At 72.6% G+C, this 12,474-nt stretch carries 10 protein-coding genes; 3 read left to right on the top strand and 7 right to left on the bottom strand.

The features are described from left to right. Positions 1 to 7: 7 nt before the first annotated feature. The 4 genes from K8556_RS03600 to K8556_RS03585 form a co-directional block, all read right to left on the bottom strand. A complete protein-coding gene (locus K8556_RS03600) occupies positions 8 to 1,630 on the bottom strand; it encodes a DUF1592 domain-containing protein (RefSeq protein ID WP_223738591.1) in 1,623 nt (540 codons plus the stop codon). 197 nt (positions 1,631 to 1,827) lie between these two features. Next, the gene (locus tag K8556_RS03595) at positions 1,828 to 2,271 is read right to left on the bottom strand and encodes an SET domain-containing protein-lysine N-methyltransferase (RefSeq protein ID WP_223738590.1); all 444 of its coding nucleotides are present in this window, start codon (positions 2,269 to 2,271) and stop codon (positions 1,828 to 1,830) included. Positions 2,272 to 2,344: 73 nt separating this feature from the next. Further along, on the bottom strand, positions 2,345 to 3,382 hold the full coding sequence (locus K8556_RS03590; protein ID WP_223738589.1) for a lysylphosphatidylglycerol synthase transmembrane domain-containing protein: 1,038 nt from the start codon (positions 3,380 to 3,382) through the stop codon (positions 2,345 to 2,347). 142 nt (positions 3,383 to 3,524) lie between these two features. Then, the gene (locus K8556_RS03585) at positions 3,525 to 4,886 is read right to left on the bottom strand and encodes a right-handed parallel beta-helix repeat-containing protein (RefSeq protein ID WP_223738588.1); all 1,362 of its coding nucleotides are present in this window, start codon (positions 4,884 to 4,886) and stop codon (positions 3,525 to 3,527) included. A gap of 39 nt (positions 4,887 to 4,925) precedes the next feature. On the opposite strand from K8556_RS03585, the gene K8556_RS03580 reads away from it, so the two are divergent. Further along, positions 4,926 to 5,297 carry a Spx/MgsR family RNA polymerase-binding regulatory protein gene (locus K8556_RS03580; protein WP_223738587.1) on the top strand — a complete coding sequence of 124 codons (372 nt, stop codon included), beginning with the start codon at positions 4,926 to 4,928 and terminating at the stop codon, positions 5,295 to 5,297. A 70-nt stretch (positions 5,298 to 5,367) separates the two neighbouring features. Beyond that, complete coding sequence (locus tag K8556_RS03575; RefSeq protein ID WP_223738586.1) at positions 5,368 to 6,225, top strand: general secretion pathway protein GspE; 858 nt, start codon at positions 5,368 to 5,370, stop codon at positions 6,223 to 6,225. A 13-nt stretch (positions 6,226 to 6,238) separates the two neighbouring features. Here the strand turns inward: K8556_RS03575 and K8556_RS03570 are convergent, their stop codons facing one another. Both K8556_RS03570 and K8556_RS03565 read right to left on the bottom strand, forming a co-directional pair. Next, complete coding sequence (locus K8556_RS03570) at positions 6,239 to 7,129, bottom strand: DUF459 domain-containing protein (RefSeq protein WP_223738585.1); 891 nt, start codon at positions 7,127 to 7,129, stop codon at positions 6,239 to 6,241. 102 nt (positions 7,130 to 7,231) lie between these two features. Beyond that, a complete protein-coding gene (locus K8556_RS03565; protein ID WP_223738584.1) occupies positions 7,232 to 8,026 on the bottom strand; it encodes an alpha/beta fold hydrolase in 795 nt (264 codons plus the stop codon). A gap of 251 nt (positions 8,027 to 8,277) precedes the next feature. On the opposite strand from K8556_RS03565, the gene K8556_RS03560 reads away from it, so the two are divergent. Further along, positions 8,278 to 8,637: a hypothetical protein gene (locus tag K8556_RS03560; protein WP_223738583.1), complete on the top strand. Its 360-nt coding sequence runs from the start codon at positions 8,278 to 8,280 to the stop codon at positions 8,635 to 8,637. 20 nt (positions 8,638 to 8,657) lie between these two features. On the opposite strand, the gene K8556_RS03555 is transcribed toward K8556_RS03560, so the two are convergent. Further along, positions 8,658 to 12,416, bottom strand: a complete 3,759-nt coding sequence (locus K8556_RS03555) for an AAA family ATPase (RefSeq protein WP_223738582.1) — start codon at positions 12,414 to 12,416, stop codon at positions 8,658 to 8,660. Positions 12,417 to 12,474: the final 58 nt, after the last annotated feature.

The raw sequence follows: 12,474 nt of genomic DNA, 5'->3' as shown, positions 1-12,474 counted from the left end.
TCAAAGCTCAACGGGTGGGCAGGCGCCGCTGGGTGAAGGAAGACGAGCGCACCAGGCTGACCAGCGCCTCGGTGATTTTCAGGCGGTCCGTGCGGTAGGGGCCCGTGCGCATGGCGGAGAGCAGCGCCGCGTCCGACACGTGCTCGTCACGCCCCATGGCGTAGCGCAGGAACTGCAGCGGCACGCAGTGGGCCAGCTCCTCGCTCGTCGTCAGGTAGCGCGCGAGCTGCGCGCCGCCGGTGAAGCTGCTCAGGCGGGTGGTGCCGTCCTTCGCGATGACCGCGCCGCTGGCGTCCACCGTGCGGCCGTTCTCCTCCGTCCGGTGCTGGCCCAGGCCGTCGAAGTCCTCCATGCCGAAGCCCATGGGGTCGATGGTCTTGTGGCAACTGGCGCACGCGGGGTTGTCGGTGTGCGCCGCGAAGCGCTCGCGGGTGGTGGCGTTCTCCGACAGCGCCGGGGGGATGGTGGACACGTTGGCCGGCGGCGCGGGCACCGTGCGGCACAGCAGGCGCGTGAGCACGAACTTGCCGCGCTTGATGGGCGAGGACGAGTCGAAGTGGGCGTACGTGGACATCACGCCCGCCTGCGTGAGGATGCCCAGGCGCTCCGGCGGCAGCGTCACGCGGCCCAGGCCCGTGTCGGCATCCACGTTGGTGCGCTCCAGCGCCCCGTAGAAGTTCGCCAGCGTCTCGTCCACGAACGAGTAGTTGGCGCTCAGGAGCTCCTCCACGGAGCCCGAGTGGTTCTTCACGATGAAGTCGATGAACGCGTCGCGCTCGCGGACCATGGAGTCGCGGAAGTCCACGCTGTAGTCCGGGTACACGAGGTTGTTCTTGTTGACCTTGGCCAGGCCGCCCAGCCCCAGCCACTCCACGAAGAACTGGCGCAGCTTCACCTGCGCGGCCGGCGTCTTGAGCAGGCGGCGCGCCTGGGCCTCGCGCTCGTCGGGCGAGGCCAGCGTGCCGGCCTTGGCGGAGGCGAGCAGCGTGGCGTCCGGCGGTCCACCGGTCACCATGAAGGACAGCTCGGAGGCGAGCTCGTAGGCGGTCAGCTCCACCACCTGGCCCTTGCGGGCGCCCTGCGGCCCCAGCTCCGTGCGGTACAGGAACGACGCGGAGGAGAAGAGCGCCTGGAGCACCAGCTCCGCGCCGGTCTCCATGGTCCCGCCCTTCTTGCCCTCGTTGAAGAGGGCCAGCAGGTCCGCCTCCTCGTCCGCCGTCACCGGCCGGCGGAAGGCGCGCTCGCCCACGCGCTGGATGAAGGACCGCGCGCACTCGTCCTGCGTCCTGCCCTGCGGGCACGCGTAGAAGTCACTGAGCTGTGACTTGCCCTGCTCCGCCAGCGACACCGCGGCGGTGTCGATTTGATCCGCCAGCAGCGACGTCACCTGGAGCCGTTCGTGCGTGGAGAACCCGAGGATGGTGTCCTCGGCGGCGAAGCCCTGGGCGATGTCGACCGGCGTGCCCAGCACCGCGGAGGCGGACTTGTTGTACTCGTCGCGCGTCAGCCGGCGCACCCGCGCGGGTGCCGCCGCGCTTTCAAGCTCCGCGTCCTGCCCACCGATGTTGCCGGTGCAGGCGGAGGCGGACAGCACGAGAGCGGAGGACAGATAGAAACGACGCAATGGCATGATGTCTGACTTTCCTCGCACCCGCGCGGCCTGACGGACGACCGGCGCACAGGCGGCCCGCATTGTACTGGTTGCCCCCCACGCGGACAGGGGGAATTCATTTCCGGACGTTTCCCCGCTTTCCCGAGGAAGAAGCCGCCCTCACGGAGCAGGAAGTGCGAACGCACCTGTCAGGTGCGCACACGGTGCGAAGCGACTCAGGGAGGAACTTCCTCACCTCGCGCCTTCCACCAGTTCTCCCCGTAGCTGATGAAGATCTGCTCACCCGGGTGGATGTCCCGCAGTGCGTGATACCGGAACACATCGCGATCCTCCGCGCGGCTGTAGGACGCGTTGGGGTCGCTGGCGTGATTGTAGATCATCCCGTAGCCCATCACGAGCGCGACCCAGTCGCCCTTGCGGGGCTCCTCGTGGCGGTGCCAACGAATCTCGAAAACATAGTCGTCGAGTGGTTCGCCGCGGCACTGCCGCTGCGGGACCTTGAGGTAGTGGCACTCCTCGATGAGCTCGCCCGCGGCGATGAAGGTGTCGGTGAAGACGCCCATGCCCCACTCGCACGGCCGCACCTTCACGCCGGGGTGGAGGAACAGCGCCGGGCCCAGGTTCATGAGTGCTTCGCTCTCGCTTCCGGTGTCGTCCACGCGGGGCGAACCATCGCGCAAGACGGGCGGGCTCGGGAAGCGGCGGCGTGGGCCCGGGCCCTTCCCGGTGGGGTCAGCCTGCCTGCCCTCCGGGCACGGGGCGGCGGCGGAAGGAGTGGCGCAGCATGTACAGGCCGGGGAGCAGGGGCAGCCAGAGCGTGAAGCCGCGCAGCAGCAGCGTGCCCGCGAGCGCCGCCTCCACCGGGACGCCGAAGAGGTTGAGCATGCCCACGGACGCGGCCTCGTAGGTGCCCACGCCGCCGGGGATGATGGACACCGTCTCCGCCATGGAGGCCACCATGAAGCTGACGAACACGGTGCTCAGGGAGGCCTCCTGCCCCAGCGCGTGGAGCATGGCGCCGAGCGTGGCCGCGTCCAGCACGTAGACGCCCAGTTGCAGCAGGACGCCGCGCACGAGCAGGCCGGGGTCGAGCAGCATGCCGGGCGGCACCTCCGCGATGGCCTTGAGCAGCGTGCCCAGGGACGGGATGCGGCGGGCGAAGCGGCCCGGCGTCCACTCGCGGTGGCGCGTGGCCCAGAGGATGCCCAGCGGGATGATCAACGCCACCACGCCGAAGGCGGTGACGAGCCATTGGATCCACTCGTTCAGCTCGGCCCTGCGCCAGAGGAAGAAGAGGCTCGCGCCCACGCCCAGCGCCTGCGCGACGTAGAAGCACAGCACCGTGAGCAGCACCGCGCCCGCGGCGGTGCCCGGGCTGGCCCCGTGGCGGCGCAGCCCGCGCCCCACGAGCAGCGACCCGCCCACGCCGCCGGTGGGAATCACCTGGTCGAACGCGAGCTTCATCAAGGACAGCCGCGACAGCGACCAGAGCGACGTCTGGATGCGCGAGCGGTGCAGGACCGTCCACCAGATGCCCGCCACGCACAGGTACGTGCCCACCTGGCACGCGGCGGCCACCAGCAGCCACGCGGGCCGGGCCTGCCGCAGGAGTTCCAGGAACTCCTCCTCCTCGTGGTGCCGCGAGAAGATGAACGCCAGCAGCGCGACGAGCACCAGCAGCCCTGGAATCCACCAGCCCCGCCGGCGCTTCGCTGGCAGGTCCAGCGGCTCGTCCAGCGCGGGAATGGGTTCGGCGCGAGTGCCCTCCATGCGTCTCCTTCCGGGGATGGGATGGCTCCAGGAAGGATGCGCTTCGCTGCCCCACGGGGCAGGCCGTCAGGCACGGCGGCCCGCCTGCCCTCCGTGCGGGCGGACGGGAGCCGCGGGCCCTGGCGGCTTCAGGGGCGGTTCGTCAGCGGGCGCAGTCGCCCGTCACCTGCGGGGCCGCCGCGCCGTTGACGGTGTTGCCGCTGAAGGTGTTGCCCGGGCCCAGCACGAGCTCGGTGGCGTCGCCGCTGCCCCGGTTGCAGACGATGACGCCCCCGGCGCCGGCCTGGTTGCCGGTGAAGGTGTTGCCGCGCAGGGTGACGCCCGCGTTGGGCACGTCCTCCAGGTAGAGGGCCGCCCCGGGCCCGCGCACGGCGGCGTTGTTCTCGAAGACGTTGTCCTCGATGAGGTCGTGGTCCGGCTGGAAGTAGTGCAGCGCTCCTCCGCCGCCCAGGTCGTAGTGGTTCGCCCCGTTGGGCCACACCTCGTAGGCGCGCGGCTGGAGCGCGTTGGACTGGCTGCCCCGGAAGGCGGACAGCGTGTTGTTCCGGAAGGTGTTGCCGCGCACGATGGAGTTGCGCCCGTGGGTGACGCACATGGCGCCGCCGCCGGACGTGGCCCCGTCGCCGGTGGCGAAGCGGTCGATGTCCCGGGTGCGGTTGTTCTCGAAGAGGGTGTCCGTCACCACCGAGCCGTCGGTGAACATCAGGTCCAGCGCGCCGCACTTGCCGGAGGACTCGTTGTCCCGGAAGAGCGAGTGCTCGATGGTGACCGGCCCCGGGTAGTAGGCCCACAGCGCGCCGCGCGTGCGGTCCCGGTCGCCGTTGTAGTCGTTCTTGCGCACCTTCTCGAAGACCATGTGCTGGAAGACGGGGTCGCCGTCCCCCTTGGACTGGTCTCCGAAGAAGTTCATGCCCCACCAGCCATGGGGGTTCGTGGAGGTGAGGGTCACCGGAGCGCTGGCGGTGCCCTGCACCAGGATGCGGCCGTACACGCGCAGCTCCACGCGGCCGTTCTGGTGGTTCATCACGTCCTGCGCGCCGTCGCGCACGTCCGCCTCCGTCACGGCCGGGTTCCCCTTGAAGTCGATGACCACGCCCGGCTCCACCGTCGTCGTCTGTCCCTTGGGGATGGTGACGACGTACTGGGCGTTGCCCACGACGCGGTACGGAGAGCCGGCCAGGGTCAGGCGCGCGGGCATCGTGCCCGTGACCTGCGTGCCGCCATCCGCGGGGTTGACCCCGCCGCCATCCGCGGCGCCCGCGTCCGGCGTGCCCGCATCCGCGCCGGCATCGGATGTCCCCGCGTCGGGGGTGCCCGCGTCGGACGTGCCCGCGTCATCCCTTCCCGCGTCGGACGTGCCCGCGTCGCGGTCCGGGGTGCCGCTGTCGGGCACGACGCCGGACGGGGTCTCCCCGGCGGGTCCGGTCTCCCCGGAGCACCCCACTCCGCCTCCCAGAAGGCAGAGGACGGACAGGACGATGTGGAGCGTGGCGGAGCGGTTCATGGTCTCTCTTCCCGGAAGCGCTCTGGTAGAAGCCCGCGCATGTCCGATGACATCCTCGTGCTGGCGTACTCCGGCTGTGACACCTGCAAGAAGGCGCTGAAGTGGTTGGAGGCGCGAGGCGTCTCCTACAAGACGCGCCCCATCGTGGACCAGCCCCCCAGCGTGGCGGAGCTGCGCCAGTGGATTCCCCGCAGCGGCGTGTCCGTGCGCAAGTGGCTCAACACCAGCGGGCAGAGCTACCGCGCGCTCGGCAAGGAGAAGGTGGACGCGGCCTCCGACGCGGAGCTGGTGGAGTGGCTCGCGAAGGACGGGAAGCTGGTGAAGCGGCCGGTGCTCGTCACCCGGAGCGCCGTCACGGTGGGCTTCAAGCCGGAGGCCTACGAGGCGCTCTTCCCGCTTCACGCGTCTTGAGGGCAGGCGGGCGGACGGGCCCACGCCCGACCGTCGTCGCGGGCGGGACGGGTTGCCACGTTGAGTGGGCATGGAAATCGGAACCAGACGCCCGTTGGGGGAGATCCTCCTGGAGCTGGGAGTGGTCGACAAAGGCCAGCTCCGGTTGGGGCTGGTGCACCACCACGAGGTCCATGTCCCGCTGGGCCGCGCCCTGGTGAGCGAGGGCGTGTGCACGGAGGCGGACGTCCTGCGCGCGCTGGCCATCCAGTTCGACGTGGAGGCCGTGGACCTGGACCGGCACCCGCTCGACCGCGCCCTCACCCGGCTGGTGCCCGCGCGCATCGCCCGGCAGTACGGCGTGGTGCCGCTGCGGCTGGAGACGCGCGAGGACCGGGAGGTGCTCCACCTGGCCGTGCCCGCGCCGCTGTCGCTGGACGCGGTGGATGACGTGCGGGCCGTGTCCGGCAAGGCGCGCGTGGAGCCGCTCCTGGCCTCGGACGGCGCCCTGTCCCGCGCGCTCAGCGCCCTCTATGGCATCCGCGAAACGGCCGGGGCCGCGCAGGGGCCGAGCCGCCCCGCCGTGCCCAGCCCGCCGCTGATGCTCTACGGCTGGCCGCCCGTCACGGCGGTGCTCATCTCCCGCACGCTCTCGCGCAACGGCATCCCGTCCCGCGTCGCCACGCCGCTGGAGGTGCTGCACACGCGCGACAACGACGTGGTGCTCGCCCCCCTCCAGGCCATGGAGGGGCTGCTCGCCGGCGAAGTCCACATCGAGGGCGCGCTCATCGTCCACGGCACGTCGGACGACGAGGGCTTCGACCGGGCGCGGAAGCTGGAGGCGCGCGGCTTCCTGGCCAACCCGCGCGACGAGGAGCTGCTCCTGCGCGCCGTGCGCAGGCTGCGTCCCGACGCGGGCAGCGAGAGCTCCTGGCCGCGCCACTCCTGAAGCGGGAGGGCCGCTACGGCGCCGCCGGAGCCGGGGGGGCCACCGGAGCCAGGGCCTGCATCGCCGGCTTCACGGGCGCGGCGGCGGGGCGCGTGGTGTGCTGGGGACCGGGCTCCGCGTGCTCCAGGCCCAGCACGCCCAGCACCTCCGGGTAGACCTTGTTCGCGAAGTAGCGCCCGCCGGCCACGGTGAAGTGCACGCCGTCCGTCATGCGCAGGCGCATGGGCTTGCGGAAGCCCTCCACGCGGGCCTGCTTCAGCGCCCTGCCGCGCGCGTCCGTGAAGTAGGGCCGCGTCTCCAGGTGCACGGCGTCCCCGCGCGCGGCGATGACCTCCCGCTGCAGGTCGCGGATCACCGTGAGCTTCTGCTCGAAGCGCTGGCGGCCCGTGGCGGGCAGCTCCAGCCAGACAATCTTGCGGCCCGGCGCGGAGATGGCCGTGACGAAGTCCGTCAGCCGCTGGCGGTACTCGCCCTGCCAGTCCGGCTTGCCCCAGGCCACGGTGGCGCGCCCCTGCCGCGTGTGCAGGGCCTGCCCGTCGTTGCCGCCCAGGATGACCACCACGACGTCCGGCTGGTGCTGCCGCACCTCCTGCTGACCGACCTCCAGCCAGTCGAAGAAGTCCGGGCGCGCGAGCCCCGTGGACGACTTCGCGCGGCGCTCGCAGCGGATGCTCGGGTGCGCGGCCAGTTGGTTCTGGAGGTACTCCCCGAAGCCCGTGGCGATGAGGCTGTCGCCCAGCAGCAGCACGGTGCGGCGGGGCGCGGGCGCCGGAGCGGCGGCCCGGGCCGGAGCGGTGGGCAGCACGGGCGAGGCCGTCAGGGCCGGAACGGATTCCGCGGCGGCCTGTGCCGTCGTGGACAGGAACGCCAGGAAGAGGAGCGCGCGAAGAGGACGGGTCGACATCGGCGGAGGCGAAGCTACTTCCCGCGCCCGCATCCGTACACCCCCCCGACGGGCGGACGGATCCGTCGCGCCGCAGGCGGGTTGTCAAGGCCGCGCGCGGCGTCAGGCCGCGGAGCCCACGTCCGGAGTCAGTCCCCGGGCCGCCAGCGCCGCGAGCCCCGCGGGCGCGAGCGCCTGGAGCCACGGCGTGAGCAGCCGCGCGCACTCCTCCGGGTGCGAGAAATAGGGCACGTGGCCCGCGCCGCGCAGCAGGTGCCGGGGCGTGCCCTCCGGCAGCGACGCGGCCAGCCGCTCCAGCGAGGACGGCGGCACCAGCACGTCGCGGTCCCCCTGGATGCACAGACACGACACGCTCAGCGGGCGCAGGTCCGGCGGCGGAGGCTCCGCGTGGATGGAGAACGCGCGCCGCAGCGTCGTCAGCCGCTCCAGCGCCGTGGTGGGCACCACGTCCGCCACCTGCCCGGAGCCCACCGGCCGCCACGCCGCCAGCGACGCCGCGACGCGCCCGGGGCGTCCCAGCACCGCGATGGGGCCCATCATCGCGATGAGCCTGCCGCGAGGCCCCACCTGCGAGGTGCGGGTGAAGGCCCCCAGGAACGCCACGCCACGCGTCGCGCCGCCCGCGGCCAGGTGCGCCGCCACCATGCCGCCAAAGGAGCTGGCCACCACCGCGTCCACGCTCCCCGTCACGCGCAGCACCTGCTCCGCCAGGGCCCTCGCGCCGCACGCCGCGTGCTCGCCCTCCGGGTACTCGACCATGACGGGGCGCGCCACGTCCGTCAGCCGCAGGGCGAGCTCGCGGAAGCCTGATCCACGCGCGCCCAGCCCGGGCAACAAGAGGACGCGAGGCCCCTCGTCATTCCCTGCCATGTCCGTCAGCTCCACCGTGCGACGCATGTCTCTCGCTTTCCTTGAAACGCGCCGGAGAACAACGCCGGCCCCCTGGGTCTGCCCGCTCCCACGGGGTGGCCCGCTCGACCCACGGCCCGGGCGAAATGCTCCCGGTCCCTCGCCTGCCAGGACGGAGAGTGATACATGATTCATCCCACCACCCTTTTCCACCGACACGATTCACGGTGTCCGGAAGCCAAGGTTTTTCGCGGCCAGCGTTCTGACAGCGTGGGGGCGAAGGGTTAAGAATGGTCACCGTGAATCTGCATGCCTTCGGGGAGTTTGTTCGCAAGCATCGTCCGGCCCTGGAGGTTCGGGCCGCGAGGCTTTGCGCTGGGAGCGCGGTCGACTCCACGGAGCTGGTCGGCGAGACGCTGGAGCGCGCCCTGTCCGTGTTCGAGCGGCTCCAGGACCAGGACACCGCCGCCGTGACGCAGTGGCTGGATGGCGCCATGAGCCGCTGCTTCGCGCGGATGGGCGGGCAGTTGCCGGACGCGCGCGCCGCGGCGCCGGACCTCCAGCAGACGTTCGACCTGCTGCGCGCGCGCTTCCGTGAGGTCTACGCGCAGCCGGCGTTCGGCAAGAGCGCGGGCGTGCCTGGCGGCTGGCGGATGTAACAAGTCCCGCGCCCTGTGTTTCAGGGCGCCGGGCGGTGGCCGGACAGCGTCTCCACGTAGGACGCGGCCACCCGGAGGAAGCGGCCCCCCCGCACGCCGGTGAGGTACTGGCGCTTCATCGCGCGGGTGGCCCCCACGTAGAACATCGCGCGGCGGATGCGTTCGTTCTCGCGCTCGTTGCGCTGGCGCCCGCCCGCCATCCACGCCTCGATGGAGTCCAGGGCCTCCAGGCCCGCGAAGAAGACGACGGGGCACTCGTGGCCCTTGCAGGAGAACACCGTGGTGGCGCGCACGTGGTCCACGCCGCTCACCCGGAAGTCCGTCACGTCCCGCCCGCCCTTGCCGCCGTAGGCCTCCGCGGGCACGCCCGCCTTGCGCAGCGCGTCCGTGAACGACGCGGGCATCACCGGCGCCACCACCAGGATGTCGCCGGGGTGGACGCCCTCCTCGCGCACGAGCCGGGCAATCTCCTTCGCCACCCAGCGCGCCTCGCTGGTGCTGGAGGCGAAGTCCTTCACCTGGGGCAGCACGCCGCCGCGCTCGGTGGACTGCACGCGGTAGAGGCCCTCCAGCGTCTCCTCCGGCAGCCACAGGAGCCGCTCGCGGGCCAGCTCCCCGGCCTTCATGTATTCGCGCATGCCGGGGTCGGTGACGCGGTGCTGGCGCGAGGGGTCCAGCACGACGTTGAAGGCCACGTCGAGGATGTCGCGCGTGGCGCGGAAGGTCTCCTTGAGCACGCGGGTGCGGCCCCGGAAGGACAGCCCTTCGGGGAGCTGCTCCTTGAGGCTGTCGATGGGCACCTGGCCGTAGACGTTCTGCGAGTCGTCCATGAACAACTGGAAGCAGCGGGACTCGCGGCCGTCCGCGTCCACGCGGGGGCGCACCAGCGCGTGCAGGGCCGCCAGGCCCCTGGCGTCCATGTCCTGCGCCTCGTCCACGAAGACGGCGTCGAAGGCGTGCGGCTCCAGGCGCCGGAGCGCGCCCACGTGCTTCACCGTCACCTGGGCCCGGAGCGGGCGGACCTGCTCCGGGCCCGCGCGCACGGTGAGCGCCTCCATGAGCAGCTTGTCCACGAGCGGCGCGAGCGAGCGGTTGTAGAAGGACACCAGCACCCGGGCGCGCGGGTTCTCCAGCAGGTAGCGCGCGGCCCAGTGCGCCAGCACGTACGTCTTGCCGCTGCCGGCCACGCCGCGCACCAGGTGGTGGCCGTCGTCGAAGCGGCGCTCGAAGAGGGAGACCTGCTCCTGCGTGAAGAGGGGCCCCGTGTCCCTGCCGCCCGCGATTTCGCCGCCCAGCCCCATGGGCACCAGCGGCGGCGGGGGCGGCGGAGGCGGACGCGGCTGGGTGGCGAGCAGCTCCAGCTTCGGCGGCGTGCCGGCGTGGACGCGCACGCGGGGGAGCAGCGACAGGAAGCGCGCGGGGACGGGCGAGGCGCGGGCCTCCGCGCGCGAGGCGAGCACCAGCAGGTATTCCTTCGCGCGGCTGGCGGCGACGTTGAGGATGGGCACCAGCGTGTGCGGCGGGAAGGGCCGGCCGCCGGCCACCGTGTCCACCATCACCACGTCGTACTGGGTGCCCTGCTGGCGGTGGATGGTGGAGGCGCTGAACATGTCGTGGCGCAGCCCCGCCGCGTTGCCCAGCTTGCGCAGGAGCGCCGCCTGCGCGCGGTAGGGCGTCACGCACAGCACCGTGAGGCCCAGGCGCACGGACTGGCGGGCCAGCGTCACGGCGAGCTCCGCGGACAGCTCGCGCTGGTAGCCGGAGCCCGTCTCGCCCCGGCCGTGCGTGAGGCGGCGGGTGTCGCGGCTCAGGCCGTCCAGCACCAGCCACATCGCGCGGGACGGGAAGGCGGGCACGGGCGCGGGCTTCAGGGCCCGGTCCTTCACCAGGTCGCCGTCCTCCAGCGCGCCGCCGTAGCAGAAGTGGCTCACCACCTTCGCGATGTCCGGGTGCATGCGGTGCTGGGTGCGCAGGAGCAGCACGTCCGGGCGCTCCGCGTCCTTCACCGCGTCCTCCAGGTGGGACAGGGCGCTGGCGCGCAGCCACGTCTGGGTGCCCTTCCCCGCCCCTTCCGCCGCGCGGCTCACGGGGCCGATCTGCTTGGGGTCGCCCGCGAGCGTCACCTGCTTCGCCAGCGGGGCGAGCAGCGCCGTCGCCGCGCGCGTCACCATGCCGGCCTCGTCCACCACGAGCCGCTGGAAGGTCTCCTCACCCTCCAGCTCCGACACCAGCCGCAGGGCGCGGTGCACGGTGAGGACCATGAGGGGGCTGTCGCCCTTCTCCGCCTCCTTGAGCGTGGGGTCCTTCACGCGGCCGCGCAGGCTGCGCAGCTCCGCCTGCATGCGGGCGAGCTCCGGCGCGGGGCCGCCCCGGGAGCGCTCCAGGGTGAGCTCGCGCTCGCGCTGCTGGATGGTGTTGAGCAGCTTGCTCGTCTTGTTCTCCTCCAGCGCCACGGTGGGCAGCTTGTGGAGGGCCTCGCTGGCGCCGGTGCCGCCCCGGAAGATGGTGCGGGCCAGGGGGCGCAGGGGGATGGGGTCTCGCTCCAGCAGGGCGCTGACGCGGATCACCAGCTCGTCCGCGGCGCGGTTGGTGGGGGCCACGGCGAGGATGCGCTCGTTCGGGAACGCACGCAGGGCGCGGGCGATGAGGTCCGCGACGGCGGTCGTCTTGCCGGTGCCGGGAGGGCCCCAGATGCTGCCCCACGGCTGGCGCCACAGCCGGTCCACGGGGATGAGCTCCGCGTCGCGGGGGGACGGCGTGGACGGGAGGAGTTCGCCCTTCGCGCGCGACAGGGCGGTGGTGAGGGCGGGGACGCGGTCCTCGTAGGCGGCCGCGGCGGCGCAGAGGGCCTCCGCGAAGTCGTAGGGCCGGTAGCACCAGCGCTCGCAGGACAGGACGCGGCGGTCCAGGTCCTCGCCGGAGTCGGAGGCGGCGAAGACGCGGCCGGACTCGAAGTCCAGGTGGACGATGTTGCCGGCGAAGACGAGCTCCTCGCCGAGGAAGCCGAGCAGCGAGCCACCGGACCAGTCCGGATCCGCGGCGGGAACGGGCACGAGCCCCAGCACGCCGGGCCCGGCCAGCCCCACTTCACGGGCCTCCTGGAGCCGCTGCGCGCGGTACTGGCTGCGCTCGGCCACCAGCGCGTCGCGGAGGTCCTCCGGAAGATAGGTGGGGGCCACCCACTGTTCCCGGCGGCGCCCGGAGGACACGGCGGCCTGCATGGCCTCGCGCTCCGCGGGGGTGACGTCGCCGGAGGCGGATACATCGCGGGCCGGCGCCTCCCGAGGGGGACGTGCGTCGGCCACGTCGTCCACGCGGACGAGGTCCGACGGAGGCGTATCAGCCGGGTCATCCAAGCGGACGAGGTCCGGCGCGGGTGCCTCCACAGGCGGACGCTCGGCGGCTGCGTCGTCCACACGAAGGCGGTTCGGCGTGGAGGCATCGGCCACGGGAGCGTCACCCGGCACGGCGGGGCGCGCTCGGTTCACGCGGTGGGAGGCCGGCATGGAGGCCAGCGCCTCGGAGTCCAGCTCGCGGAAGGTCAGCGTCCTCGCCTTCGCGGACGCCCTGCCCTTCACCTCCGTCGCCTTCGGCGCGGGCGCGGCGTCCTCCGACTCTCGCGGCGGCCAAGACGAGCGGACCCGGAGTACGGGCGCGACATGGCCCTCCTGGACGTCGGTGTCGTACTCCACGCGGAGCACGGGCATGAGGTCATCCGGAGCACGCTCGTCCCGCGGCGCCTCCCCCTGACCCGACTCCTCGTCCGTCCTGCGCATCATACGGGGTGCTCGCGGCGCGGCCCTTCCTGTCCTCGGAAAGGGGCGGCGCCGGGAGCCG

The sequence above is a fragment of the Corallococcus sp. AS-1-12 genome (genome assembly GCF_020036995.1).
Lineage (GTDB): Bacteria > Myxococcota > Myxococcia > Myxococcales > Myxococcaceae > Corallococcus.
Note: the sequence above shows the minus strand (reverse complement) of the source record. Positions and strands in the feature narration are given on the sequence as shown.